We start from the raw sequence: 26,506 nt of genomic DNA on the forward strand, positions 1-26,506 counted from the left end.
CGATTTTTTACTCGAGAGGCCAAGAGAAAAAGAATTTTCGTTCTAATATTAAACTTGAAATAACGACCGAACCCTATACTTCCACCTACCCATGAAGATTACAAAGCTATCTGCACTTTTAATCCTTTTTGTTTTTGGCGGTTCACTGACTTTGCTCGCCCAGGTCAAGCCGATTTTTGAAAATGGAGAAGCTCAGATCGTACCGGAACTGAAAGATACTGCCAATTGGATCAGACACGATCTTTGGGTGGAAACTGAATTTGATACCGATGGAGATGGTAAAAAGGATCGGATGCATGTCGACGTGACACGACCCAAGCAAACCGAAACCGAAGGATTGAAACTTCCTGTGATCTATGCGAGCAGTCCTTATTACGCCGGAACGGCTGGAAATGCACCGATTTTTTGGGATGTGAAACATGAATTGGGCGCTGCTGAAAAGCCCCGAAACCAAGTCGAAGTCGTTCGCCGAGGCAAGCGCCCCATCATCTCCAATGACGAAATCATGACCTGGGTTCCGCGTGGCTACATCGTCGTTCACTCTTCTTCGCCCGGCACCGGACTTTCCCAGGGTTCGCCCACTGTCGGCGGCGACAATGAGTCTTTGGCCCCCAAAGCAGTCATCGAATGGCTGACCGGAAAGGACAACGGTTACACGACACCGGACGGAAATGAGAAAGTAAAGGCCTTCTGGTCAACTGGCAAGGTCGGTATGACCGGAACTTCCTACAATGGCACGCTCCCGCTTGCCGCCGCAACCACGGGTGTGGAGGGACTGGAGGCAATCATTCCCATCGCTCCCAATACTTCCTACTATCATTATTACCGATCCAATGGCCTCGTTCGCTCACCAGGCGGATACCTGGGCGAGGACATCGATGTGCTGTATGATTTCATCCACAGCGGCGATGAGTCCAAGCGTCCCTACAACAATAAAACCGTCCGCGATACCGAAATGGCGCAAGGCATGGATCGCGCCACCGGCGACTACAACGACTTCTGGGCAGGCCGAGACTACCTCAACGACATGGGGCCGATGAAGGCGGCTTTGCTCATGTCACACGGATTCAACGACTGGAATGTGATGCCCGAGCACAGTTACCGCATCTACGAAGCAGCTCGCGCCAAAGGCATCCCATCGATGATCTACTACCACCAAAACGGACACGGTGGACCTCCGCCGCTTGCGATGATGAACCGATGGTTTACGCGCTACCTGCATGGAGTGGAAAATGGCGTCGAAAAAGATCCTAGAGCCTATATTGTCCGTGAGCAAGATGACAGATCCAAGCCAACTGCCTACGCCGATTTCCCGAATCCCCAGGCTTCCGATGTGAGTTTCTTCCTGAAAGGTGGAGCTCCCGCTGCGGGGTCGTTGGGCTTGGAGAAGTCAAATTCAGGTGTAAAGGAGACTTTGGTAGACAACTACTCCTTTTCAGGTTCATCACTTGCCCAAGCCGACTATACAGAGCATCGACTGATTTACCTCAGCCCTGTGCTCAAAGAGTCAGTCCATATCTCCGGTACTGCCAAAATCACCGTTAAGCTTGCTTCTAACAAGCCTGCGGCAAACCTTTCGGTCTGGTTGGTTTCCCTGCCATGGACCGAGGGTCGGAATGCCAAGATCACCGACAACATCATCACACGAGGTTGGGCCGATCCAAAGAATCACGCGGATATCCGCAAGGAAGAACCGATGGTGCCGGGTAAGTTTTACGAAGTGAGTTTTGACCTGCAACCGGACGATCAGATCATTCCCGCAGGACAACAGATCGGCCTGATGATCTTCTCCTCCGACTCAGAGTTTACCATCCTGCCAAAGCCGGGAACTGAGCTGACTGTCGATCTCGATGGGACGGTGCTGACTCTTCCTGTGGTGGGAGGGAAAGCGGCGGTTGAGAAGGCGGTGAAATGAGGAATGTCGGATGTCCGATGAGGGATGAGCGGTGCAACACGGATAACCTTCGCGGGAACTCAGGCCATTCCTGTCTTTGGAAGGCTGCTCATGGCCGTCCAGAAAAACGATTGAGTACCACTCCGAGGTTCTCCTCAGTTTAGGTAACTGAAAACTGAGACTGATCACTGTAACCTTTATGATATGAACATGTAGCACCGGACCGACTTCGACTCCGCTCAGTCTGAGATATCCCACAGGACATCGGTCACCTGACATCGGTCACCCGACATCCTACTTTCCCCCACTCTAGCAAGACTTTCGAAAAAATATCGAAGGCCGCATAGGGGTAAGAAGCTTTTGAGTTGTCTTATTCCAAAAAGAAACCAAAATCTTATCTTGCAGCAAAAGCAGTTACTTTTCCATGCAGGCAACGGATCCAGAGGTTTTTTCAGCAATACAATCGGGCCAAATCCCTGCCTTTGAGATGTTGTTCAAAACCTTTTACCAGCCGCTATGTCGCTATGCGACCAGCTTCCTCAAGGACCCTGACGGAGCAGAAGAGATCGTGCAGGCTGCATTCATCGGATTCTGGGAAAAGCGAGAAACCATCTCCATCGACACATCGGTCAAATCCTACCTCTACCGGGCAGTGAGAAATTCCTGTCTGAACGAGCTGAAACATGAGCAGGTGAAGCAAAAATACATTGCCGGGGAAGTGGCTATGGGAGAAAAAACGTCCGATTCGGCTGATCATCTGGCCATCCATGTGGAGCTGGAGGACAAGATCAAGGCGGCAATCCAGACCCTGCCCGAGCAGTGCAGGCTGATCTTCACGATGAGTCGATTTGAGGAGCTGAAGTATCAGGAGATCGCCGATCAGCTCAATCTGTCGGTGAAAACAGTAGAAAACCAAATGGGCAAAGCGCTGAAAATCATGCGCACCCAATTGAAAGAGTACCTGCCTTTGTTGGCGATTTTGATGAGCAATTTGTTGGATTCATGAAGTGGGAAGAGGAATATATCGAAGACCTGATCGGCAAATTCATCGTCGGTGAAGCCTCGGAGCAGGAAAGCCGGGACTTGCGGGAATGGTGTGCCCTCTCGCCTGACAACCAAAAATACCTCGACGACTCACTTTATATTTTTGAGCAAGCCCAGCTTCCAGACGAGCGGAGTTTCGACACGGAGGCAGCCTGGGAAAAGGTAAAAGAGCAGATCAGCACAAAGAAAGCCGTGCACAGGACTTTGATGCCGCTTTGGAAAGTGGCCGCAGGATTGGTTCTCTTGGCAGCGGTATCCTATCTCTTTTATTGGAACCTGGCTCCCGGGGATGAGTTTGTCTACCTGAGCGAAAACACGGTTCAAACCCAGACACTGCCCGATCAGACAGAGATCTCAATGAACAAGGCCTCTGAAATCAAGGTGGATTACAATGCCCGGAAGAAAACCGGAACCATTCAACTCAAGGGGGAAGCTACCATCAGCATCGGCAAGGAAAAAGAAGTTCAATGGACGGTAGAGGCGGAAAATCTTCTGATCCGGGATATCGGGACGGTATTTCATGTGAAAGCCTATCCTGACGGCAAGCAGGTGGAAGTCTCGGTACTGGAGGGCGCTGTGCAGTTTTACAGCAAAACCGAAGAGGGCATCCTGCTTCAGGCCGGAGAAAAAGGCATCTACGACAAGGCGTCCGGCAGCTACAACAAGACCGTCGCAGACACCAATGTGGTGGCCTTCAAAACCCGTTCTTTCCAGTTTGCCGAAGAAACGCTCCAGGCGGTAGTGGACCGAATCAGCGATGTTTATGACCGAAAAATCAACCTTTTGGGTGGTATCGAAACCTGCAAGATTACCGTTGAATTCGACAACGAAGAGCTGGAAACCATTCTGACTATCCTCTCGGAAACCATGGGACTGGAGATCAACGAAAGCGGAGACGAAATCACCCTGAGCGGTGAAGGCTGTTCTTAATCAGAGCACATTGCATAATGAATAGACTGTTACTTTTTTTCGCCGTATTTTTTTTGATGATAGGAAAAGGGCAAAGCCAAACCATTCCTGTCTTGGAGCGAAAGGTCACGATCAATGCCCAAGATGAGCGCATAGATCAGTTTCTCAAGCGGCTTTCTCAGGAGGCAGGCTGTGTATTTTCCTACAGCCCATCCGCCATCGATGTCAGTCGGGAAGTGTCCGGGGATTTTCCCGATCGATCCCTTCGGGAAATATTGGAAGTCGTATTTGAAGGGGAAGTGCAGCTCAAGCAAAAGGGCGTCTATGTGATCCTGACACCCAAGCCCAGCTCGGGCAAAGAGGTCGTGGTCAGCGGCTATGTGGTAGATGAAAGCGGAAAAGGGATCCGGGACGCGACCGTCTATGACCCCATCACGCTGAAGTCCTCTACCACGGATGAGTACGGTTATTTCCAGTTTGAAGTGAAAAATCCGGCAGCCGAAAACTTTGAGTTGATCGTCAACAAGAAGGATTTTTCCGACACATTAGTTTTGGACAATTCTGGTAATTCTTTCCAAAAAATCCTGCTCAAGACCGAAGGAGTGGGCAAGAGCATTGCCGAACCTATGAAGAACTTCTGGGTTTGGACCAAAAACTCCGTGGGCTTCACCAACCTCGAAAACGTAACAGGCGACATCCACCGGGGCTTCCAGTTTTCCGTAGTGCCCTTTGTCGGCACCAACCGGAAGATTTCTGGCAGCGTCATCAACGATTATTCCCTCAACCTTTTGGGAGGCTTTTCGGGAGGAACGACCAAGGCGGAACTCGGCGGACTTTTCAACATTACCAAAGGCGACGCAGGTGTGGTACAGATCGCAGGACTGTTTAACCAAGTCGGCGGGCAAGTTCGAGGTCTTCAACTAGCCGGCTTGGTCAATTCCGCGATGGATTCGGTCAAGGCCGCCCAGATCGGAGGATTGGTCAATTTCTCCACCGGCAATGTTCGTGGATTCCAACTCGCGGGCCTGATGAACATTAATACCAAAAACCTCCAGGGAACCCAAATCGCAGGCTTGGTCAATTACAACCATCGCGATATCTCCGGCGCACAGATTGCTGGAATCTTGAACATCGGCAGAAACGTCATCGGTTCGCAGGTAGGTCTATTAAACTACTCGGACAGCACCAGCGGAGCTCCTGTGGGTCTGATCAGTTTTGTCCGCAAAGGCTATCACAAAGTGGAGATAGGCGCTGATGAGATTTTCCCAACCAATATTGCGTTGCGTACTGGCACAAGGGCCTTTTACAATATTATTTTCGCAGGCGTTCGTCCCGAGCAGGCGGATTCCACTACCTGGGCATTTGGCTACGGGATAGGTTTCTCTCCGAGATTGGGTAGAAAAACCTTTTTGAATATTGAATTCACTTCCGAACAGATGAACAAGGGCAACGTTGTCGCAATGAATCTGATCAACCGGGCTTACCTGGGGTTTGATTGGCAGATGGTGAAGGGCTTTGGGCTCTATGCTGGGCCAAGTATCAACTGGAGAGTTTATGACAGTTCGTATACGGATCATCCTGTGACTTTTTATTACGTACAGCCCAAGATCCTTTCAGAAAAATATCTTCCGATGGACGATATCGCAAGCCAGCTTTGGCTTGGATTTAGGGCAGGAGTGAGGTTTTTTTAGAAAGTGGTTGGGTGAAAAGGTGGGAAGGTTGTAAAGTTTCCCGAAAATCGTGGACCTAAAAAACGCTGTCATTGTATCCTTTGGAGTGTCAGACCGGCTAAAAAAGGATGAGGCTACTCCGTGTCCCTATTTTCCTGTTGATCCAGTTTTTCAATTTCTTTCTGCACCGCTGCGATCAATTGTTGCTCGGTCGGTAAATACAGCTGGTATTTGCTTGCGACGATGGATTTGTTGTTTTCAGGCAAGGTGATCTTTACGACTGCATCGTTTTTGTCAGCGCAGAGTAAGATTCCAATCGTGGGGTTTTCAAAGTCCTGCTTTTCGAAGCGGTCGTAATAATTGACATACATCTGCAGCTGCCCAATATCCTGGTGTGTGATTTTGGAAGTTTTTATTTCCATCAACACAAAACACTGCAACAGGCGATTGAAAAATACAAGGTCAATGGAAAACTCATCGCCTTCGATATGGATCCGCTTTTGCCGAGCTACAAACGAGAATCCATTGCCAATTTCCAACAAGAAATCCTGCAAATGGGTAATGATAGCTGCCTTCAAATCTTTTTCGTAATAAGCGGCTTCTCTTCTTAACCCCAGAAATTCCAAAACCATGGGGTCTTTGATGATTTCTTTGGCGTCACTGGGTAATTTTTCCTCTCGGGCTACAGCTAGTACTGCCTGGACGTCGTTGCTCATCAATAACCTTTCAAAGAGTTGGCTGTTGACTTGTCTTTCCAGTTGCCTTGCTGTCCAGTTGTTTTTGGCGGCTTCAGCGATGTAGAACTCCCTTTTGTTGGCATTGTCAATGCTCAAAAGCGTTTTGAAATGGGTCCAACTGAATTGTGTCCGCACTGCGGACACAATTGGGAATGTTCGATAGAATTTACGATACCAATTGAGCTGTCGATAAGAAAACCCACTCCCAAATTGAGGCTGCAAAGAACTTGACAGGGATTTGATCAGAAAATCTCCATACCCAGCCCGCTCTTTGCCATCTTGCTCTTCTTCAAAAATCACCTTGCCAATCTGCCAATACATCAACACCCGCTCGGTATCGACAGACCGAATAGCCCGCTCTCTTGCCGAGGCAATGATGCTTTGTATTTGATGGATTAGCTCTTTTTTTAGCTCCATAATTTCCAGACCTCCTGGGTATTTGCCTACGGCTTTGGACAGCTAACAAGTTCCTTTTTTTGAAGCAAAATCCCAAACCCTGCTTTCTCCCGTGTTTCGCTTCTCGTATCATATTTTTTTGAAAACGAATAGGGGTAGAGCTGCTTTCGCTTGTCTTAAGAGCGAAACTAAACCAGATCATGAATACGATTAGCAAAATCTTCGCAGCGATCCTCCTCTTTTCCCTACATGGACTTGAAGCTCAGGCTCGACAGACCGAATCGGACAGCCTGAACAAAAATGAGAAGCCACTGGTATTGCAAAAACCGGAACCTTTCCGGTTTGATCCCTTCGGCAAAGACCTGAGCGATACCAGCTCGACCAAATTCCAGTTTTCCTTTGTGCCCTATGTAGGCACAAATGGCATGTACTCCGGCAACATGGTCAATGACTACTCCATCAACTTGCTGGGTGGCTACTCCGCAGGTACAACCAAGCTGGAGATGGCAGGGCTGTTCAACATCAACCGAAGCGACATGACCGGAGTGCAGATGGCCGGTCTTTTCAACCAAGTCGGTGGAAAAGTCGATGGCGTGCAGCTGGCCGGCCTTTTCAATTCCAATCTCGATTCCGTAAAAGGAGTGCAGCTGGCTGGATTGGCCAACTTCACTACTGGAGTGGTGGATGGTGTGCAGGTCGCGGGGCTAATAAATTTTTCTCCCAAAAAAGTCGAGGGCGTGCAAGTTGCCGGGGTGGTAAACTTCGCTGCAGCGGATCTTAAAGGCACGCAGGTAGCCGGTCTTCTCAATTTTGCTACTTACCGGGTCAAAGGTTCGCAAATCGGCGCGGTAAACTTCGCCAACAAGATCGATGGCTTCCAGCTCGGCTTGATCAACTATTCCGACAGCACGAGTGGGATTCCTGTGGGATTTTTCAGTTTTGTTAGGTCCGGATACCATACCATCGAGCTAAGTGCCAACGAGGTCTTGCCCTTGAATATGGCATTTCGTACCGGCAAGCGTGAGTTTTACAATATCTTCTTTGCAGGTATTAGACCCGAATCGAATGATCAGGTCACTTGGTCTTTTGGCTATGGTTTGGGTACCTCACCAAGGTTGACCAAGAAGCTCTTTCTCAACGTGGAGGTTAGTTCTGAGCAACTCAGCCAAGGCGGAGTCCATGCGCTCAATCTGATCAACCGAGGGTATCTCGGGGCGGAGTTCCAGGCGAGCCGGAGATTTGCCATCTTCGCCGGTCCGACGGTCAACTTCCGGGTGTACGACAGTTCCTATGCCTTCCATCCCGAGCTGTTCACCTATACCGATACCAAAATCCATAACGATGTGTACTATCCCGAAGACTTGGGAAGTCAGTTTTGGTGGGGGTTTAAGGCAGGCTTCCGGTTTCTGTAAGAAAGTTTAACCACGAGTGCAGAGATATTCGTGCCGAGCTTTTGGAGAAGGCAGACAAGGGAAAGAAATAGATCTCTGCGTCTTAGCGCCTTCGCGAGCCAGATTCTCTCGCAGAGCCGCAAAAGCCGCAAAGAATCCGTTCTCTGGGCCATATTAGCGCACTCTATCTCCACGGTAAACCACGCGCGTAGCGCAGTAAGAGAATGTTCGTGCCCAGCTTCTGGAGAAGCAGGACAAGGGAAAGAAATAAATCTCTGCGTCTTAGCGCCTTCGCGAGCCAGATTCTCTCGCAGAGCCGCAAAAGCCGCAGAGAATCCGTTCTCTGGGCCATATTAGCGCACTCTATCTCCGCGGTAAACCACGCGCGTAGCGCAGTAAGAGAAAGTTCGTGCCCAGCTTCTGGAGAAGCTGGACAAGAGAAAGAAATAGATCTCTGCATCTTAGCGCCTTCGCGAGCCAGATTCTCTCGCAGAGCCGCAGAAGCCGCAAAGAATCCGTTCTCTGGGCCCTATTAGCGCACTCTGAATCTCCGTGGTAAATCACGCGTGTGACGCAGTAAGAGAAAGTTCCTGTCCAGCTTCTGGAGAAGCCGGACAAGGGAAAGAAATAGATCTCTGCGTCTTAGAGCCTTCGCGAGCCAGATTCTCTCGCAGAGCCGCAGAAGCCGCAAAGAATCCGTTCTCTGGGCCCTATTAGCGCACTCTGAATCTCCGTGGAAAATCACGCGTGTGACGCAGTAAGAGAAAGTTCCTGTCCAGCTTCTGGAGAAGCAGACAACAATAGGGAAGCAGGACAGCATTCAAACCCGCTTGATAAAAAAATCAAAAAAACTAAAGATCGAATAGGGGTAAATTCCTGATCGATTGTCTTATAACCGAAAGCTAAACCAACTCTTTCTTTTCCCCCGGGAATCGAAAAACTTCAAGACTGCAAATCGAAAAGAAAATGAAAAAATTACTTGGCCTGTTGCTCGCAATGACGCTGATGCAGGCAGCCTACTCCCAGCAAGCAGATAGATTCAGATACCAGATGGATCTAGGGTTTGTTGCTCCAAAACACGGCGGCATCGGTGCCATGGTGCACATCGAACCCCAGATCCTGGTCATGGACAACCTCGCCGTAGGCTTGAGAATGGGCGCGACGGGCATGGCAAAGGACATCACTTACTACGAAATCCCCGATGACTATGACGGCGAGCTTTCCGCCAACCTGTCTGTGTCCGGTACAACCAACTATTATTTCAACTACGGAAAGGGCAAGGTGGCTCCCTATATCGGTGCTGGATTTGGCTACTATGCCTTGAGCAATGTGGACGTCGATGATGATGATCTCGAAGATATCGAAAACCTGGAGGCAGCATTTGCTTGGGCTCCAATGGTGCGAGTAGGCGTGGAATTACAAAAGTTCCGCATCGGCGCCGAATACAACTTCGTGCCGTCCAGCAATCTCCAGAACATTGAAGGCGATATCATCGGCCAAGCCACCAACGAGTACTTTGCCTTCACGCTCGGCTTCTTTGTCGGCGGCGGCAGATGGGGGAATAAACACTAATCCCGCCATTTCCCACACCTATTAAATGATACATCCCGAATCCTCGCGGCCGGTTGCCTCCCAACCCGTCGCCTGGTACCGGCTTGCCTTGTCCCAAGCCATAAACATTAAACTAAACCAACGCTATGAATTCGCTTAGTAAACTCCTTTTGGTGATTTTTTGCTTCGCAATCAATCCCCTCCATGCCCAAAACCTGACTCAAACGGTGCGGGGCAAAGTAGTCGATCAGGTCAGCAAAGCGCCGATCCCGGGTGCCACGGTCACAATCCTGAACACCGACCCGCTCTTGGGGGCTGCCACGGATCTGAACGGGGACTTCAAAATCCCGGGCGTGTCACTCGGCAACCATACGCTTCGGATCAGCTATGTGGGATACAAAGACCTCATCCTGCCCAATGTCCTGGTCAACTCGGGCAAGGAGGTCGTGTTGGCCATCTCCATAGAGGAAGATTTTGGCCAGCTGGATGAGGTCGTGGTGATGGGAGCGGAAAAAGAGCGTACCGTCAACGACATGGTAACGGTCAGCGGTAGGACCTTCTCGGTGGAGGAAACCCGGAAATTTGCCGCCGCGGTAAACGATCCGGGCAGGATGGCGACCTCCTTCTCCGGTGTGGTGGGCACCGACGATGGCAACAACAACATCTCTATCCGTGGCAACAGCCCCAACGGATTGCTTTGGAGGATGGAGGGCATCGACATTCCCAACCCCAACCACTTTGTGAATCCGGGCACCTCTGGAGGCGGCGTCTCTATCCTCAGTGCGCAACTGCTCACCAATTCTGACTTCCTTACGGGTGCCTTTCCTGCAGAGTATGGCAATGCGATGTCCGGGGTTTTCGATTTGAGTCTCAGAAAAGGAAACAACGAACAGAATGAATTTACCTTCCAGGCCGGATTCCTGGGTACCGACATTGCTGCCGAAGGTCCGATAGCCAAAGGCTACAAAGGATCGTATCTGATCAACTACCGCTATTCTACGCTCTCCATCCTGTCCAAGATGGGAATCCCATTGGGCGACTTTGTGACCAACTTTCAGGATCTTTCTTTCAACGTTTACCTGCCTGCCGGAAAAAACAGCAGTTTCAGCGTCTTTGGATTTGGGGGCTTGAGCGACCAAAACAGTGCCGCGGAGCGGGACTCGACCATCTGGGAAAGTGAGGGAGACCGCTATAGCTCCAACTATTTTTCCAACACGGGCGCTGCTGGGATCAAGTATTCTTACATCCTCAACAAGTCTAACTTCCTGCAGGCAACCGTCCTCGCATCCGGACACGAGATCGGCGACCAATACAGCCGCTTGGACAATGAATACGAGGATCAAGAGCGGGGCTACGAGAATTTTGGCAACTCCAAGATCACCTTCAATACCGTCCTGAACTCCAAGCTTTCGGCGAGGGCTAATTTGCGGAGTGGGGTATACTTCAACCAACTCTACTATAACCTCAAGGAGGACGGCTACAACGAAGATCAGGGGCAGATGGAAACCCACATCAACTCCAAGGGCAATTCCCAAAGCATACAGGCCTTTTTCCAACTGAACTACCGGGCATCCGAGCGTCTGACCTTCAATGTAGGGGTCCACTACCTTCAGCTTTTGCTCAACAATACCAACTCGATTGAACCCCGCTTCAGCGCCTCGTATGAGTTGGACGAAAAGCAGCGCATCAGCCTAGGCTACGGGCTTCACAGTCAGGTGCAGCCCCTTGGGACTTACTTTGCGGAGCAGGAAGAAAATGGCCAGATCATCATGCCCAACGAAGATCTTGACCTGAGCAAGTCGCATCACTTTGTCCTTGGCTATGACCGACAGCTCAATCCATATCTGCGAATGAAGATTGAGGGCTATTACCAGCACCTGTACAACATCCCGGTGAAGCCCGGTGTGGACGAGACCTATTCCATCATCAATCAGCAGTGGACCTACATGACCGATCCTCTGGTGAATGAAGGCTTTGGCAAAAACTATGGAGCGGAGTTCACTTTGGAGCAGTTTACGCACAAGAATCTCTACTTTCTGCTCTCTGGCTCGATGTACAATTCCCTGTATAAAACCCAGGAAGACAAGTGGAGAAATACGCTGTACAATGGCAACGCCAACCTGAGTCTGACAGCCGGGAAGGAATATGCGCTGAAGAAAAATCGGATACTTGGCATCAATCTGCGAAGCATCTACGGGGGCGGCCTTCGTGCGACGCCTATCGATCTGGAGGCTTCCATCGAAGACAATGAGACGGTGCATGACGAAAGCCGCGCCTTTGAGGAGCAGAATCCGGCCTACTTCCGAACTGACCTTCGCGTGAGTTTGAAATGGAACCGACCCAAATCCACGAGCACCCTGGCCCTGGACATCCAGAATGTGACCAACCGAAAAAACATCTACGGAAGCTACTTTGAGCCGATGTCGGGTGAGATCGAAACGGCCTATCAGACGCCGATGATACCGCTGATCAGCTACCGGATTGAGTTTTAGAAAAAAAAATTCCGGCATCAGCTAATGATGTCGGAATTCAATTTTATCGGTTGAAACTCAAAAATGAAAGCTCTTTACCTCAACAGGAGATATTAGTCCAGTTTGTCACATTCTTCCTTACAAGCTTTTGCATGATCGAGGTGGGTTTTTAGCCCTGGAAGCTTTTGAGTTGCCCAAGCACGGACCTCAGCATCTTCTGATTCACTGGAGGCTTTTTCAAACAGATCAATCGCGTCCTCATGATGTCTCACCATCATTGCGCTATAATCCTTGTCAAAGTCATTCCCTGTTTTTCCATTCAGTTTTTCGTAGGCGTCCTTCGAGTCGTCGGTGACAGTGGAGGGTATCGACACTGCCTTCGCTTGAGCTAGCGCCTTCACTTCGAGGAGTGACTTGGAATGATCTTGCTCCATCATCTTGCCCAGTTCCTTCACATGCGACGATGTACCTTTCTGTTGCGCTAATTTCCCCAGACTGACTTCTTCCAGCTGAATCTCGGCTACTTTCATTAAAAAGACAGTTGGGCCGTCATTATCAAGCACGACAATTTCATTTTCATCAGCGGTTAAATTCTCTATATTTTCCTGCTGCGCCATTTCCTTGGAATCTCCCGTTTTGTTTTCCGAACAGGACGAAACAAGCATTGACGTGCCTGCAATTAATAGAGAGAATAATAAAGAGTACTTTGTTGATAAGGTCATCATACAATCGAGTTAGTTAGTGTGTTGAAAATACGAGGGATCGGTTTTGATCCCTCGTGTTGTAGGACTGGCTTACCAGTGAATTTCCTCACCTCGGTTAGCCTTCCAGTTTTCTCTAAGATATTCTGCATCTTCGTCGTTTTTAGGAGTTACAGAGATAACAACATTACCCTCTTTAATTCCGGATTCATACAGCTTTGCTCGCGCTTCAGGAATTCCTGATCCTACTAAGGCACCGATGATACCACCCGCTAAACCACCGGCACCTGCTCCAGCTAGTCCAGCAGCGATTGGCCCTGCTATCAAAACGCCTAGACCAGGAATTGCGACACTCGTTCCAATTGCAGCTATGACTCCGGCAATTGCACCGATTGTGCCTCCAATTGCGGAGCCCTTACCTGCATGCTCGGCGGCTTTTGTTCCAATCTCCGTTTTTTCGGAAATGTCTCCACTGTAGTGCGTGTTTCTTGTTTCGTCAGACATTATCAGATTAATGTCGTCACTCGAATAGCCCCGATCATGGAGGGTATTGTAGGCGTTCTCTGTGCTCTCTCGATCACGAAACATTCCTGTAAGTACTCTCTTTTCCGAAGTTCGATCAATTGGTTGGTCAAATTCATTTCGTTGATTTTCCATTTTTTTGTTGATTTAGTTTATTGGTTAGTTGATGAATTTATAGTTGCTATTCGACTGGTTTTTTTGAGTTAATTGCGTCTTTTTAAAAAAGTCCGTCGACTTTTGTTTGAAGCACAATTACCCAACTCTAATATATATTGAGTACGAAAAAGCGGAATAAATTTTGGTTAAAATAGAATCCTTAGGTGCATTGTGATAAAAGAAAATAAATGATTACAAAGACTAATATTGTCCCGAAACATCCACCGCCTAATTTTTTTGCGCCGTAGCCAGCGATTAGCCCTTTAAACAGATTGTTCATGGTTGAATAGATTATGCTTTTTCTTCCGATGCATCGACATTGATTGCATCCATTGCAACCTCAGATAATTTAAGATCAGCATTTTTCTCCTCTTCGAGTGTCTTGCTTAACAGCTCTTCTACTTCGCTCAATTTCAAAGTTTCTGCGAACTGACGTAGCGTACCATAGGTAGCGATTTCGTAATGTTCGACCTTCTGAGCAGCGGCGATGATGCCTGCATCTCGCATCGCTCCTTCTTCGCAACTCTCCATAATTTCGGTACCTTCTTCAAGCAACCCTTCCATTGCGTCACATTTCTTCGCCGTTGCTTTTTTTCCCAACAAGGAAAAGACCCTTTCCAACCGAGTTACGTGCTCTTTCGTTTCCTCCAAGTGAGCGGAGATGGCTTCCGACAAGTCCTCAGAAGTTGCATTTTTCTTCATTTTTGGCAGAGATTTCACCAAGGCCTTTTCTGCCCAATAGATGTCCTTCAACTCATTCTCAAAAAGTTTCATTAATTGTGAGGATTTCATAGACGCCTTGGTAGCTCGATTTTTGTTTGTATCGGATTTTTCAAGGGTACTCGAAGTTGATGATGAAGTTTGTTTTTTAGTTTCCATGGTTTTTTAAATGGGTTAAATGGTATATTTATTAATATAATTTGCAATAATCTTTATAATGATGAAAAAGTATGTTATACAGCGAGTTTCGACGGTAATAATATCTTATTAAATATGTCTTATCAAAAAAAAAGGATAGTGTACTATTTCAATTCCATAAATTGTTTTCCTCTGTCTATGAATTCAAAGCGAGTGCCATTATAGAAATGGTCAAAACGTGCTATAAATAGAGGTGCCTTAGAATGTATTGAGGAAAATCGGGCACAGTGTGTAGCAGAATTGTAGAAATGGGATAAGAAGTCTTTACAGCTTTTCTTAGTGTTGCTTAAAAAACCTATTATTATTGAGTCAGATTATTATTGCTTGGCTAGCCACTAAAATCCATCTACCTGTTTCTTTCACCCAGATCATCACCAGGCGGAGTTTCACGGTGTGGACTGTTCTTTTTTCTTCTTATTTCGCCTGATTTTCGTTCTTTCCGCTGGAGTAGCCTTAGCTAAGATTTACCGAACTCAGAGCCCTGAGGGTGGAGGCGTCTTCGGCATTAAATGCGACAGGCATCTAAGCTATCGCTGCCTCGACTTCTTTTTTTTGCTTGCGCAAAGTTGAATTGAGAGATGAGAAAAAGTGTGAAAAGCAAGGTCTTGTTCATATGGTTTTGGGTTTGATTTTTCCTGAAACCAAGGAAAATTTCAACAAGACCTGTTTAAAGTAACCTCAACCCAGTAAATTCCCGCATCTCAACTTTTCCGTGCCATGAAACCTTTTTCAGCTCAGCTCCAATCCCTCGATCCCCAGACCGACCACGAGCAAATCTCCTTTCTGCTCAGTTGTCATGTCTTTCCCTGGGATATGGAGCGGTCGCTGGAGTTTGCACTGTTCAGAACCTTTGCGGTTCCCTCGATCTCGGCTCTGCTTGCTGATACTGGTGAGTTTGTGTCGAGGCCGAGAAAACGCTATGACGACACCGAACTTATCCTAGCCGAAATACTCGAACACGGGATAAACAGCCTACGAGGAACTCGGGCCATCCGCCGGATGAACTCGATGCACGGTCGATTTGATATCTCCAACGATGACTTTTTGTACGTACTTTCCACGTTTATTTTTGAACCGATGCGATGGGTAGAAAAGTATGGCTATCGGCCGATGACGGAAACAGAAAAGGAAGGACTTTTCAAAAATTACCTCGAGTTGGGAAGGCGGATGAATCTGAAAAATATGCCTCAGGCGCTCGCCGAATTTGAGGCTTACAATGTCCGCTTCGAAGCCGAGCATTTCCAGTATGCGAAAAGCAATCGTGTCATCGCTGACAAAACCATTGACCTGATGTTGGGCTTTTACGTCCCGAAATGGCTTTATGGATTGGGACGGCCTTTTATTTTTGCGATGCTGGACGAACCGCTTAGGAAGGCTTTGGGCATTCGTAAGGTGTCAGGATTGCGAAAATGGGTGACAAGAAAAGGACTTGGGCTTCATGCCTTTATACATAAAATCAGCTCTGAACCACAAGAGCCAGTCTTAGTGTCTCGACGCAAAAGGCCAACCTATCCGGAGGGGTATGAGATCGAGGAGTTAGGGACTTTTCCGTCTAAAGTCAGTGGTCAATGATCAGTCTCAGTTTGCATTAGGCAATCATTTCGACCATACGGAGAAATCCTATAGTGTGAAGTGGTGGAATTATGAGAGCTGTCCTGTCGTCGAGGTGACTACTGAAAATTGATTACTGCCTTACTTCTTCGTCCCTTTAAAAGTACCCGTAGCCATGCCTGCAAGATCTACTTTGCCTTCCATCTCCGTGGCAGTTGCCGTCCCGTCGTATTTGATCAGATTCCCTTGGATTGAAAACTCGAGGTGGATAACCTTTCCTTTGATCGTGCCGGTGACCGGGGCTTCGCCAAGTTGGCCGGTATAGGTCCCTGTGATTTTTTCGCCCTCTTGCTTGAGGTTGAAACCCGGAGTTCCGCTGCCGGCATCAGTTTGTACATTCATGGTCCAGGCGCCGGATACATTAGGAGTGTCTTGGGCTTGTGCCGAAAAATCGAGAAAAAATAAAAATGCAAGGAAGATGAATATTGCTTTCATGGAAATTGAATTTGGATTAATTGAGTCTTTCTCATTGAAGTTACTGGAAATTATCGGCGTTCAAAATCTCTGATATTGTAATCCCTCTTTTTCTTAAATCCACTTTTTTCTATCCTTTAAACTCCTGGCAATCAAACAAGGGCCTCGGCCTCTATTTCCACCAGATATTCCTCTCCGATCAGATCTGCTCTCACCATGGTATTAGCAGGTTGGATTCCCGCAAATCGCTGTCCATGTGCTCGGGAGATAGGTTCCCATTGGTCTGCATTGCGGATGAAAATCCGAGTCCTGACCACATCCTCCATTCTTCCTCCGAGCGATTGGATAGCACCTTCGATCTTGTCCAGTATAAAATGAGTTTGCGCACCGGGATCAGTTCCTCCCATGGCTTTCGAACCGTGTGTGGCGGTCGTGCCGGAAACCAGGATTCGATTTCCTTTACGTACCGCTCGGCTAAAACCCGCAACGTCTTCCCAGATCGTTCCGCTTAGCGCCTTTTTCCGTCCATCTGAACCCAACTCTGTGGGAAATGGCGCCGGGAATTTCTCTACATGATGGCTTAGATCGCCCGAAGCGGTGAGGAAAGGAGGCTTGCGGTATTCATCGCCACAGTCTCCTGGGATTGTTTTCAGATTCCAAAGCGCCTCTTTCAATGACAACTGATCTGATTCGTCCAGCTCCAGCGAAAACAGCGTTTCATTATCCTCGATATGTGCACTTTGCCCCAATCTCGCACCAATGATCACACCGCCCACTGCGGGCTGATTCAAGATGTGTTGGCTGGCTACGGTCGCGATTCCGACCCGATGTTTTTTGGCGATTTGATCGAGGACTTGGAGTAAGTTTTGAAAAGCTGCCCAGCCGCCCGAAGCGTCGATGAAGCGCTTGTATTTCATCTGCGACCAAGTCAAAGATTCCGAAAGGACGGGCTCAGGTTTCCCAAGCCATTTTTCTGAAAGAAATCCTCCCGCTACCGTGCCAAAAGCCAAGAGCTTAACCTCGTGTTTAAGACAAAGTTCGGTCATTTCTCCAGCTGCCCGCTGATCAAGCAGGGAAAAACAAACCTGGTTGGAAACCACTTTGATTCCCGAATTCACCACGATGCTGAGATGAGCGGTGTCAAAATTGGTCAAGCCCAGATGCTTGATCAGTCCTTCTTCTTTCAGTTCCTGAAGCCAAAAAACGCAGTCGATCCAGCTTGGATGCGAATATTGCCAAGCGTGAAACTGCATTAGGTCGATGGACTCACTTTTCATCCGAGTCAGTGCCAGTTCGACCGCAGTTCTCACCTCATTCTTGGTGATGCGGTCCGGCGAAGGCACCCATTTGGTAAAAAGCTGCGCGGCATCCTTGCCATAACTCTCCCGGAAAACTCCGGAGATTTCTTCCGAGGAACCGTAATGATCCGCCATGTCAAAGGTCGTGAACCCGGCGTCTACGTAGGCTTTCATGGCTTTTGACGCTTGAATCGGATCTGTTTTTTGACTATTTCGCTCCATGTCGGCAATCTGCCAGAGTCCGGTCAGGGCGCGGCAAATCGTTAGTCCTGGAGCAAGTTCTAGGTATTTGGAAGGGGTCATAAGTTGCTATTCTGAAGGGAGAGTAGAGAATTGAGTTTGGGTATCAACGCCTGATGTTTTGAGTTTTTTCCACTGGAAAAAGAAAAACAGGGAGGCGGTGCTCATCACGATCAACCAAACTGGTGTCGAGTGGAAATACCAGGCAGAGGCATTGGATTTCAGGTCTTTGAGGGTATGAATGATCAAAAAGGTACCGATCATCACCGTGCCTCCGATGCCGATGATGAGTTGAAGTTTTCTCGATTTGAAAATTGTGATTTGCTTCGCCAGTGTCGGATTGAGGATGGGAAAGAAGATTACCGAAACGCACATCAGCAAGAAATTCACCAGCATCGAAGTAACCATGATGTCTATTCCCAGGAAAAAATCTCCGGCGAAATGACTTCCTAAGATACCGATGGAAGCGATCATGCCACTTAGATAAATCGCCGTATGTGGGGTGTTATGATTGGGGTGAATTTTGGAAAGGGCTCTTGGGAAAATTCCGTCTTTAGCCCAGGAAAAAACCAATCTGGAAACGGAAAGAATCATCGCCGGAAGGTCATTCAAAAGCGCAATCGCCGCTCCAAGCAGGATCAAAACGCCCAATCCCGAAGGAAGCAGATAATTCAGAATCCCCGCTGCGGTGATGTCTTTGGCCATCGCTTCCTGAGCCACAAACTGCCAAGGGACGGCATGGTACACGGAGTAAGTGAAGCAGATATAAAACAGCCCTACGCTTAGAATCGCCAGTGCAATGGCTTTTGGAAGGTTTTTGGTTGGATTTTTAGCTTCGCCGCCGGCCTGTGCGATCGAGTCAAAACCGATGAAGCTGGAGAAAAGCAAGGCTGCCGCCGAGAGAAAGGTCGGCCAATGGAAGGTCGCTGAGTCGAGGATGACCGTCTTTCCATCTTTAACAGCCAAAGCAGCGAGAAAGTCTGCCTGCGAAAAGCTCAAGCCCGAGACGATCACGATCCCACCTAAGACAAACATCAATACCATCAGGGGAATCAAGATTCCCTCGTAGAACTTCGCCCCAAGCACATTCACATACACAAATGTCCAGAGGAAAGCCATCGCAAGTCCAACCCGGATCCAAGGCCGTTCCAGAAAATCTCCTAAATCCAACCAGCCCAAAGCCAGCGCCACATCTCTGAAAAAAGGAACAACCACATAGGAGATCACTCCGATGACGATCGATAGGCCAAACCATTGAGAAAAACTGGCCACAAATCCCAGATACGGATGAAGCGCCCGACTGGCATACAGGTAGGAACCCCCGGCTCTCGGCATGGCGGAGGCCAAAAGGATATAGGCCAAAGCCGCAAAAATCGCCGGAATTGCCGCCACCAGAAACGCAGGAAGCACATAGGGGCCGATTCCCGGCACGTTGCGCTGAATCATAAAGGGCACGACGTAGATAGAAGCGCCTATCATCGAGCAGATGCCGGTAGCAGTCAATCCGAGAAGTCCAAGTTGGCGGGTGAGGGGTTGAGGGGATGAATTCATGCGATTCAGAAAGCGGAAGATAGAGAAAAACAGGTTTTTGCTTGCCGGAAATTACAGGACAGGAGAAAAATGGAAATCGCATTCTTTCCAAACAAATAACGCTTTGTTATGACGGTTGTCAGGCTTTTTTCCATTGTATATTTTCTAATTTGGACAGCAGTAACTACTCATTTTTGAGCAGCTTTCTTTTTAGAATCGATATGACAAACGCCATTTACCTCACCACAACGGAACCATTTTCGGGGAAATCAATCTTTGCACTCGGCCTTATGAGCCTTTTGGCGGGCAAAACCGACAAGCTTTCGTACTTCAAGCCGATTATTTCCGGAGGAAAAAAAGAGAAAGACAGAAGGCTCGAACTGATCAAAAATCACTTTAAACTCTCGCAGAGTTACGAGGATATGTATGTGTTCTCCAGAAAGAAAGCGATCAAAGAGATCAACTCGGGCAACGAGGCTTTCTTGATCGACTCGATCATCGACAAGTTCAAGAAGCTGCAAGAAAGCTCGGATTTTGTAGTAGTGGAAGGAACCGATTTCATGGAGACGATGACCAACGTGGAATTTGACGGCAATATTGCAGTTGCAAAAAACCTGGGAATTCCGGCGGCAATCATCCTGAATTGTTCCAAAAGGTCTGTTCAGGAAATAGTCGAATTGGCATTGGCCACGATCAAGGGCTTTTTAAACAAAGATGTTCAGGTTTTGGTCTTGGTGGCCAACAAAATAGACGCGGGCAAAGAGGCCGAGGTCGCGAAGCGTCTGAAAGCCGTGATTCCCAAGGAAACACTCGTGACGACGATTCCCATGCAGATTGAGCTGAGCAACCCCACTATTGGTGAAATCCAAGAATCGCTCGGGGCGAAATTGCTTTTTGGCGAAAATCTCCTGACCAATCGAGTAGATCACTCTATCGTCGGAGCGATGCAGTTGCCTAATTTTCTGAACCGCCTGGACCAAAACACCCTGGTAGTGACTCCCGGAGATCGGGGAGATTTGATTATCGGTGCACTTCAGGCCAATGTGTCCAGGAATTTTGGAAAAGTGGCGGGGATCATCGTTACGGGAGGCATTCCGCCCGAGCCCGCTATCGTAAAGTTGGTAGAGGGATTGGAAACCATCGTTCCGATCCTACAGGTGGAAAAAGGCACTTTCCAGGTCGTTACTGAAGTCAATCAGATTCGCGCGAGAATTGCGGCGGCAGACACCGAAAAGATCTCTATTGCCGTTCGTCTTTTTGAAAAGTGGGTGGATGAAAAGGCACTTTCTGAGCGAATCATTAGCTTTCGTTCGGATACTCTGACACCTAGAATGTTCCAATACCAATTGGTAAAGCGAGCCAAGGCGAACAAGAAGCACATCGTATTGCCAGAGGGCGACGATGATCGGATCTTGGTGGCGGCCGATATGTTGATCCGTCAAAACGTAGTATCTCTGACAATCCTCGGAGCACGAGAAGCCATCGAGATTGCTGTACAACGGTTGAATCTCTCCTTGGACTTGGACAAAGTGCAGATCGAGAATCCTGAGAATTCAAATAAGTTTGAAGGCTATGCGCAGAAGCTTTTTGAATTGCGCAAAAGTAAAGGAGTGACGCTAGAGATGGCCCGGGATCTGATGCACGATGTCTCCTATTTTGGCACTATGATGGTGTACCTCGGAGAGGCGGACGGGATGGTTTCCGGGGCGGTCCACACCACCCAACATACCATCCGTCCGGCGCTTCAGTTCGTGAAGACCAAGCCGGGAGTGGCGACCGTCTCTTCTGTCTTTTTCATGTGCCTTCCGAGTCGAGTCTCAGTTTTCGGAGACTGCGCAGTCAATCCCAATCCTACTTCGGGGCAGCTTGCCGACATTGCGATCTCTTCTGCTGAGTCTGCCAAGATGTTGGGGATCGAACCCAAGGTCGCAATGCTTTCCTACTCTTCGGGTTCTTCTGGGGCCGGGGAGGACGTGGACAGAGTTCGGATTGCCACGGATTTGGTGAGGACAAGAAATCCAGAATTGAAGGTGGAGGGACCGATCCAGTACGATGCAGCGGTTGATCCGGAGGTTGGGAAAAAAAAGATGCCAGATTCGGAAGTCGCCGGGCAAGCCAGCGTTTTGATCTTCCCCGACCTGAATACCGGCAACAACACGTACAAAGCCGTGCAGCGGGAGACTGGTGCTTTGGCCATTGGTCCTATGCTTCAGGGCCTCAACAAACCCGTAAACGACCTGAGTCGTGGTTGTACCGTAGCCGACATTTTCAATACGGTCGTTATTACTGCTATCCAGGCACAGGAAAGTTGATCTACGATTTATGATTATACGCTTCATTGCCAGTAGTTCATATTTGCCCAAATGGCCTCGGCAGGCTCGGCCTCCGGATTAAGCTGGTGAGAAAGAGGGGAGAGGAAATGCGGCGGAGCCGCACTTCATCTCCCCTCCTCTAAATTAAGTCTTTACGGTCACCGAGCTTGTCGAGGTGTATGAGGAATTTAATTTGGCTAGTGGCAAGATTCTGTATCGTCATATTTACGATTAATGATCCTGATAGCTGTCGGGTCGACTTACGTAGCTTGCGCATCAAATACATGTTTATTTTCAGTCTTTCGTCTTCTGTCTTTTCAACCATGAACATCTTCGTCATCAACTCGGGCAGCAGCTCAATCAAGTATCAACTGATAGCCATGCCCGAGGCGAAAGTGATCTGTACCGGAATGGTGGATCGGATCGGGCTGGAAGGCTCGGAGGTGCAATACAAAACATTCCGAGAGGCGGGAGAGGTGAAGAAAAGTGAAGTTCGTCCGATTCCCGATCATTCCGAAGGTTTGAGACTCGTTGCAGCATTCTTGTCAGACCCAGAAGTTGGCGTGATTTCAGATCCAGGAGAGGTTCATGTTGTCGGGCATCGGGTGGTTCATGGAGGGGAGAAATTCTCACAAACTCAGCTTATTACCGAAGAGGCAAAAGCCAAGATCAAAGACCTGTTTCCTTTGGCACCTCTCCATAATCCGGCAAATTACCTGGGAATCGAGGTCGCAGAGCAAATTTTTGCACAAGCCAAACAAATTGCCGTCTTCGATACGGCATTTCATTCCACGATGCCTGCGGTAGCTTTTCGTATGGCTATTCCCAATGAATATTACGAAGAGCATGGGATTCGGGCTTATGGCTTTCATGGCACCAGCCACAAGTATGTGTCGGAGAAGGCTATTGACTTTCTCGGGAAAAAGGAATCAAAAATTATCACCATCCACCTTGGAAACGGATGTAGCATGGCTGCGGTGAAAGCTGGAAAGTGCATCGATACAAGCATGGGGCTCGGCCCGATGAACGGCCTGGTCATGGGGACACGCGCTGGGGACGTGGATCAGTCGGTGATTTTTTACCTGGTCAACCAACTTGGCTATTCGCTGGATGAGGTTAATACGGTCTTGAACAAAAAAAGCGGAATGCTTGGATTGACTGGGTTCAGTGACATGCGGGATATCAAACAGCGATACGATGAGGGGGAAAAGGAAGCAGTCTTGGCTTATCAGATGTATGCCTATCATATCCGCCGGTTTATCGGCTCATACGCTGCGATCTTGAACGGGCTCGATGCGATTGTATTCACGGCAGGGGTAGGCGAAAATGATGCCCTGACCCGTCAGCTGGTCTGTGGGGAGATGGAGTTTCTAGGTATTCAATTAGATCAGGGAAAAAATGGTGAGAGAAGCGCAGGGCTCAGGGTCATCAATACGCCAGATTCGCCGGTAAAAATCCTTGTCATTCCGACCAACGAGGAGCTGGAAATCGCAAAGCAGTGTTTTGAGCTGGTAGAGAGAAAGCAGACATAGTTTGGCTGCTGGGATTAAGAAACTTATGCCACAAATGCACAGATACATCCGGGCAGTTGTGTACAAAAAAATAGAATATCATCAAGACTAATAGCATGGAATCATTGATCAAAACCTGGAAGACCGGCCGAAGGATCTACTTGGATTATTTCGAAAAGTACAATTTGGAGCAACTGAACAAAGTGCCCGATGGGTTCAACAACAACCTGATCTGGAACATCGGTCATATCATTGTGGCGCAGCAGTCCTTGATCTATCGCTTGTCAAATCTGCCGATGCACGTATCAAATGAGCTGTATGATACCTATAAACCGGGTTCGAAACCCACTGCAATAACTTCTCAAGCGGAGGCTGAGGAGTTAAAAAAGTTTTTGATCTCGCTTGTCGATCAAACTCAAGCAGATTTGTCAAACGGGGTATTTCAGACTTTTACTGAGCGCGAAACAGCGACAGGTTTTCTGCTGAGCACTCTGGAAGATTCACTTCATTTCAACAATTATCACGAAGGTCTTCATTTAGGGTATATGATGAGCATCGGAAAGTTTCTCTAAAGAATGATGTCGGAAATTTGAAATTTGCTGTGGCCAAATTTTATTCCGTAGCTTTGCGGCGGTTTTAAAATCGAAGTGATGAAACGAGTCAATGAGTATAAGAAGCTTTTTAATGTGGAAGAGCCCCTGGATCTGAAGCAATTGAAGACAACCTATAGAAATCTGGTGAAAGAGTGGCATCCTGACAAATTTCCAGAAGGACATGAACTGGCAGAAGAGGCCCGAGTAAAAAGCACAAAAATCATCGACGCCTATCATTTTCTGGTAAGCATCGCTCCAGAAACCATCGCCGCCAATCTGGGGGAATATACCAAAACCGCGACCGAATCAGGGATTGCAGACTTCCATTACAAAAACCTATTGTTGGAGATCACTTTTCTGGACGGAAACACGTATGAGTATTTTGGGGTTTCGAAGAATACTTACACCAAATTTTTGAATGCGGACAATGCCTATCGCTTTGCCAGAAGGAATATTCTGAATTCGCACCTTTATCGTAAGTCTAAGAAAACTTTGGAAACTGCCTAAGTTTTTGAAATTTTGAAAAAACGTAAAACAGGCTTTCTGGGATCAGAGAGCCTGTTTTGTTTTTTGGAAAGATCGAAAAACCGCTCTCTGAGACTTTAACCTCAAAGTTTGATATAAAGATTTCTGATCCTCTTTTTCCAAAAAACGTCGTGGAATTGACTCTTGGAGTATTTTTAAACACATCCTTACAAAACGCCCTTATTGTATTTAGAGCGATATTCTAAAGGTGAGATGCCGGTAATTCGGCTAAAGACGTTTCTAAAGGCCTTGGGGTCATTATAGCCCACTTCAAACATCACTTCGTTAACGGTTTTTCTGGTGTTTTCGAGAGCTTTTTTTGCAGCTTCAATCTTCAGCCGTTGCGTATATTCAGCGGGAGTATTTCCGGTTGCTTTGATAAATCTCCGGTCAAAAGTCCTCCGGCTCAAAGCAAATTTTGAAGACAATTCCTCTACCAAAATCTTCTCCTCAAGATGGGATTCCAAAAACTCCTGAGCCTCTTTGATTACGTGATCTTCGTGGTGCTTTTGACCGGTGAAAATTGCAAATTCAGATTGCATATTCCTCTTCATTTCAATTTGGAAAACCTTCGAGCAATATATGGCGGTTTCTCTATTGTAGTATTTTTCGATTAGATAAATGATCAGATTGAGAAACGAATAGGCTCCGCCATTGGTGTATATTCGATTTTCATCTGTAATCAACTCATCGACCTGCAAGTTTACTTTTGGAAACATCCTCTTGAAATTGTCAGCGGCCGCCCAATGGGTAGAGCAATTTTTACCATCCAATATCCCCGCATGAGCGAGCAAAAAAGCTCCGGTGCAAATACTCGCGATTTCGGCACCTGATTCGTATTGCGCTTGAAGCCATGCGATGATTTTCTGGTTTCCCTCAATTGCCAACTCATAAGCATGATTCAAAGATGGAACTATGATCAAATCTGTCTGGACGATAGATAGCACATCCCGATGCGGATTGACTGCAAAAAGACCGTCATAAAAATCGATTTTTTCGGTGAGTCCGGCCAATTCAATTTTGAAGACTGGTTCTAATCCGGCTTTTTGAAAGCATTCATTTGCCCTGCTAAATATCTTAAAAGGGCCCACAATACTGCTCAGATTGTTTTGTCCCTGAGGCACGAGGATGGTTAAATGTTTCATTAATCGGTTTTCAGTAAAGGTATAAGCCAATCCTGTCCAAATCAACCCGTTACTATGTCTAAATCACACGTGTTTATATATTTTCTGGAGGATAGATTTGTTGAGCAATTAGAGAATTGAGACAATCAATATCAGGGATCAATGGGAAATCAATCAATCAGCAAGAGCTTTAAGTTTAGTTTTGGGACGGCAAAATCCGAAAAGGAAGTGTTCGATTTATTGACGGATATTCCAAGCTGCGGAAGTCATCACGGAGCAATGGGTGCAGGATTAGTATTCAATTAAGAATCGTTAAACCACATAGCCATGAAAAATGAAAATTATAGTACCAGCATACTGTTGGATCAAAGTCCTGAATCGGTATTTCAGGCAATTAATGATGTGAGGGGCTGGTGGTCAGAGGAAATAGATGGGCCTACCGACCAAGTGGGGGAGGAGTGGTTTTACCACTACAAGGATATTCACCTTTGCAAGATGAAAGTGTTGGAAATGGTGCCTGCTAAAAAGGTTGTATGGAAGGTGATTGATAACAGCTTTAACTTTATTGTAGACAAAGGCGAATGGGTAGGTAATAGGATCATTTTTGAGATTAGCCACGTGGGAGATCAGACCAAATTGACTTTTACTCAGGAAGGGTTGACCTCCTTTGACGAATGTTTTGAAGTTTGCAGGGACGGATGGGACAATTATGTTAATAACAGTCTCTTTAAAGTGATCACTACGGGAAAAGGAGAACCAAATCCAAAAGAGGGAAAGGGATTCAATAAAGAATTGGCGGACAGATGGGACTTGCGGTAAGGGGCGTCGAATTAAATCTGAACGAAGTCGAGGGGAAAATCCTTCTGCCGAACTGGGATAAAGGTTAAAAAAAATGGCTGAAAAACGAGAGTGTTCAATTAAGTGTGTCTGCTAAATTCACAACAAATGAAAAAAAGACAGACAATTGAGGATTTGTTAAATGATCCCA

The 26,506-nt window shown here is 47.6% G+C and carries 21 protein-coding genes; 13 read left to right on the plus strand and 8 right to left on the minus strand.

Translation table 11 applies throughout. The features are described 5' to 3' along the window. Positions 1-91: 91 nt before the first annotated feature. The 4 genes from ABD031_RS06865 (at position 92) to ABD031_RS06880 (ending at position 5,538) form a co-directional block, all read left to right on the plus strand. Positions 92-1,915, plus strand: a complete 1,824-nt coding sequence (locus ABD031_RS06865; protein WP_343849714.1) for a Xaa-Pro dipeptidyl-peptidase — start codon at positions 92-94, stop codon at positions 1,913-1,915. Positions 1,916-2,318: 403 nt separating this feature from the next. Then, positions 2,319-2,900: an RNA polymerase sigma-70 factor gene (locus tag ABD031_RS06870; RefSeq protein WP_343849716.1), complete on the plus strand. Its 582-nt coding sequence runs from the start codon at positions 2,319-2,321 to the stop codon at positions 2,898-2,900. Then, the gene (locus ABD031_RS06875; protein WP_343849718.1) at positions 2,897-3,868 is read left to right on the plus strand and encodes a FecR family protein; all 972 of its coding nucleotides are present in this window, start codon (positions 2,897-2,899) and stop codon (positions 3,866-3,868) included. The genes ABD031_RS06870 and ABD031_RS06875 overlap by 4 nt, the downstream gene beginning before the upstream one ends. Positions 3,869-3,885: 17 nt before the next feature. Beyond that, a complete protein-coding gene (locus ABD031_RS06880) occupies positions 3,886-5,538 on the plus strand; it encodes a peptidase associated/transthyretin-like domain-containing protein (protein ID WP_343849719.1) in 1,653 nt (550 codons plus the stop codon). Positions 5,539-5,651: 113 nt separating this feature from the next. Here ABD031_RS06880 and ABD031_RS06885 read toward each other — a convergent pair whose 3' ends face one another. Further along, positions 5,652-6,671 carry a PDDEXK nuclease domain-containing protein gene (locus ABD031_RS06885; protein ID WP_343849721.1) on the minus strand — a complete coding sequence of 340 codons (1,020 nt, stop codon included), beginning with the start codon at positions 6,669-6,671 and terminating at the stop codon, positions 5,652-5,654. A gap of 179 nt (positions 6,672-6,850) precedes the next feature. On the opposite strand from ABD031_RS06885, the gene ABD031_RS06890 reads away from it, so the two are divergent. From ABD031_RS06890 to ABD031_RS06900, 3 genes are all read left to right on the plus strand, one after another. Then, positions 6,851-8,062: an LA_2272 family surface repeat-containing protein gene (locus ABD031_RS06890; RefSeq protein ID WP_343849723.1), complete on the plus strand. Its 1,212-nt coding sequence runs from the start codon at positions 6,851-6,853 to the stop codon at positions 8,060-8,062. 945 nt (positions 8,063-9,007) lie between these two features. Then, the gene (locus tag ABD031_RS06895; protein ID WP_343849725.1) at positions 9,008-9,613 is read left to right on the plus strand and encodes a hypothetical protein; all 606 of its coding nucleotides are present in this window, start codon (positions 9,008-9,010) and stop codon (positions 9,611-9,613) included. A gap of 125 nt (positions 9,614-9,738) precedes the next feature. Beyond that, entirely contained in the window at positions 9,739-12,084 is a 2,346-nt protein-coding gene (locus ABD031_RS06900; RefSeq protein WP_343849727.1) for a TonB-dependent receptor, read from the plus strand. A 92-nt stretch (positions 12,085-12,176) separates the two neighbouring features. On the opposite strand, the gene ABD031_RS06905 is transcribed toward ABD031_RS06900, so the two are convergent. The 3 genes from ABD031_RS06905 to ABD031_RS06915 form a co-directional block, all read right to left on the minus strand. After that, positions 12,177-12,788 (minus strand): DUF4142 domain-containing protein, encoded by a 612-nt coding sequence (locus ABD031_RS06905; RefSeq protein ID WP_343849729.1) that lies wholly within the window; start codon positions 12,786-12,788, stop codon positions 12,177-12,179. Positions 12,789-12,857: 69 nt separating this feature from the next. Then, complete coding sequence (locus ABD031_RS06910) at positions 12,858-13,421, minus strand: hypothetical protein (protein WP_343849731.1); 564 nt, start codon at positions 13,419-13,421, stop codon at positions 12,858-12,860. Between the two features lie 312 nt (positions 13,422-13,733). Then, positions 13,734-14,321, minus strand: a complete 588-nt coding sequence (locus ABD031_RS06915) for a YciE/YciF ferroxidase family protein (protein WP_343849733.1) — start codon at positions 14,319-14,321, stop codon at positions 13,734-13,736. 756 nt (positions 14,322-15,077) lie between these two features. Between ABD031_RS06915 and ABD031_RS06920 the strand changes: the two genes are divergently transcribed. Beyond that, positions 15,078-15,932, plus strand: coding sequence for an oxygenase MpaB family protein (locus ABD031_RS06920; protein WP_343849735.1), 855 nt, complete (start codon positions 15,078-15,080; stop codon positions 15,930-15,932). A gap of 120 nt (positions 15,933-16,052) precedes the next feature. On the opposite strand, the gene ABD031_RS06925 is transcribed toward ABD031_RS06920, so the two are convergent. From ABD031_RS06925 to ABD031_RS06935, 3 genes are all read right to left on the minus strand, one after another. Continuing rightward, the gene (locus ABD031_RS06925) at positions 16,053-16,406 is read right to left on the minus strand and encodes a hypothetical protein (RefSeq protein WP_343849737.1); all 354 of its coding nucleotides are present in this window, start codon (positions 16,404-16,406) and stop codon (positions 16,053-16,055) included. Positions 16,407-16,537: 131 nt separating this feature from the next. After that, a complete protein-coding gene (locus ABD031_RS06930; RefSeq protein ID WP_343849739.1) occupies positions 16,538-17,986 on the minus strand; it encodes an aldo/keto reductase in 1,449 nt (482 codons plus the stop codon). A 6-nt stretch (positions 17,987-17,992) separates the two neighbouring features. Continuing rightward, a complete protein-coding gene (locus ABD031_RS06935) occupies positions 17,993-19,474 on the minus strand; it encodes an APC family permease (RefSeq protein ID WP_343849740.1) in 1,482 nt (493 codons plus the stop codon). Positions 19,475-19,674: 200 nt separating this feature from the next. On the opposite strand from ABD031_RS06935, the gene pta reads away from it, so the two are divergent. The 4 genes from pta (at position 19,675) to ABD031_RS06955 (ending at position 24,376) form a co-directional block, all read left to right on the plus strand. Further along, positions 19,675-21,765: a phosphate acetyltransferase gene (gene pta, locus ABD031_RS06940; protein ID WP_343849742.1), complete on the plus strand. Its 2,091-nt coding sequence runs from the start codon at positions 19,675-19,677 to the stop codon at positions 21,763-21,765. Positions 21,766-22,088: 323 nt separating this feature from the next. Then, a complete protein-coding gene (locus ABD031_RS06945) occupies positions 22,089-23,297 on the plus strand; it encodes an acetate/propionate family kinase (RefSeq protein WP_343849743.1) in 1,209 nt (402 codons plus the stop codon). Positions 23,298-23,392: 95 nt separating this feature from the next. Continuing rightward, a complete protein-coding gene (locus ABD031_RS06950) occupies positions 23,393-23,848 on the plus strand; it encodes a DinB family protein (protein ID WP_343849745.1) in 456 nt (151 codons plus the stop codon). Positions 23,849-23,926: 78 nt separating this feature from the next. Continuing rightward, positions 23,927-24,376: a KTSC domain-containing protein gene (locus tag ABD031_RS06955; protein ID WP_343849747.1), complete on the plus strand. Its 450-nt coding sequence runs from the start codon at positions 23,927-23,929 to the stop codon at positions 24,374-24,376. Between the two features lie 185 nt (positions 24,377-24,561). Here ABD031_RS06955 and ABD031_RS06960 read toward each other — a convergent pair whose 3' ends face one another. Then, complete coding sequence (locus ABD031_RS06960) at positions 24,562-25,539, minus strand: GlxA family transcriptional regulator (RefSeq protein WP_343849749.1); 978 nt, start codon at positions 25,537-25,539, stop codon at positions 24,562-24,564. 306 nt (positions 25,540-25,845) lie between these two features. Between ABD031_RS06960 and ABD031_RS06965 the strand changes: the two genes are divergently transcribed. Next, positions 25,846-26,337, plus strand: coding sequence for an SRPBCC family protein (locus ABD031_RS06965; RefSeq protein ID WP_343849751.1), 492 nt, complete (start codon positions 25,846-25,848; stop codon positions 26,335-26,337). Positions 26,338-26,506 lie beyond the last annotated feature (169 nt).

This window comes from Algoriphagus jejuensis (assembly GCF_039523455.1).
Classification (GTDB): domain Bacteria; phylum Bacteroidota; class Bacteroidia; order Cytophagales; family Cyclobacteriaceae; genus Algoriphagus; species Algoriphagus jejuensis.

Bases quoted from the DNA above. Each gene is read 5' to 3' on its own strand.
- ABD031_RS06915 (WP_343849733.1), bottom strand. From the start codon at position 14,321: ATGGAAACTAAAAAACAAACTTCATCATCAACTTCGAGTACCCTTGAA.
- ABD031_RS06950 (WP_343849745.1), top strand. From the start codon at position 23,393: ATGGAATCATTGATCAAAACCTGGAAGACCGGCCGAAGGATCTACTTG.
- ABD031_RS06885 (WP_343849721.1), bottom strand. From the start codon at position 6,671: ATGGAGCTAAAAAAAGAGCTAATCCATCAAATACAAAGCATCATTGCC.
- ABD031_RS06875 (WP_343849718.1), top strand. From the start codon at position 2,897: ATGAAGTGGGAAGAGGAATATATCGAAGACCTGATCGGCAAATTCATC.
- ABD031_RS06870 (WP_343849716.1), top strand. From the start codon at position 2,319: ATGCAGGCAACGGATCCAGAGGTTTTTTCAGCAATACAATCGGGCCAA.
- ABD031_RS06925 (WP_343849737.1), bottom strand. From the start codon at position 16,406: ATGAAAGCAATATTCATCTTCCTTGCATTTTTATTTTTTCTCGATTTT.
- ABD031_RS06920 (WP_343849735.1), top strand. From the start codon at position 15,078: ATGAAACCTTTTTCAGCTCAGCTCCAATCCCTCGATCCCCAGACCGAC.
- ABD031_RS06955 (WP_343849747.1), top strand. From the start codon at position 23,927: ATGAAACGAGTCAATGAGTATAAGAAGCTTTTTAATGTGGAAGAGCCC.
- ABD031_RS06880 (WP_343849719.1), top strand. From the start codon at position 3,886: ATGAATAGACTGTTACTTTTTTTCGCCGTATTTTTTTTGATGATAGGA.
- ABD031_RS06905 (WP_343849729.1), bottom strand. From the start codon at position 12,788: ATGATGACCTTATCAACAAAGTACTCTTTATTATTCTCTCTATTAATT.
- ABD031_RS06965 (WP_343849751.1), top strand. From the start codon at position 25,846: ATGAAAAATGAAAATTATAGTACCAGCATACTGTTGGATCAAAGTCCT.
- ABD031_RS06945 (WP_343849743.1), top strand. From the start codon at position 22,089: ATGAACATCTTCGTCATCAACTCGGGCAGCAGCTCAATCAAGTATCAA.
- ABD031_RS06910 (WP_343849731.1), bottom strand. From the start codon at position 13,421: ATGGAAAATCAACGAAATGAATTTGACCAACCAATTGATCGAACTTCG.
- ABD031_RS06960 (WP_343849749.1), bottom strand. From the start codon at position 25,539: ATGAAACATTTAACCATCCTCGTGCCTCAGGGACAAAACAATCTGAGC.
- ABD031_RS06930 (WP_343849739.1), bottom strand. From the start codon at position 17,986: ATGACCCCTTCCAAATACCTAGAACTTGCTCCAGGACTAACGATTTGC.
- ABD031_RS06890 (WP_343849723.1), top strand. From the start codon at position 6,851: ATGAATACGATTAGCAAAATCTTCGCAGCGATCCTCCTCTTTTCCCTA.
- ABD031_RS06895 (WP_343849725.1), top strand. From the start codon at position 9,008: ATGAAAAAATTACTTGGCCTGTTGCTCGCAATGACGCTGATGCAGGCA.
- pta (WP_343849742.1), top strand. From the start codon at position 19,675: ATGACAAACGCCATTTACCTCACCACAACGGAACCATTTTCGGGGAAA.
- ABD031_RS06900 (WP_343849727.1), top strand. From the start codon at position 9,739: ATGAATTCGCTTAGTAAACTCCTTTTGGTGATTTTTTGCTTCGCAATC.
- ABD031_RS06935 (WP_343849740.1), bottom strand. From the start codon at position 19,474: ATGAATTCATCCCCTCAACCCCTCACCCGCCAACTTGGACTTCTCGGA.
- ABD031_RS06865 (WP_343849714.1), top strand. From the start codon at position 92: ATGAAGATTACAAAGCTATCTGCACTTTTAATCCTTTTTGTTTTTGGC.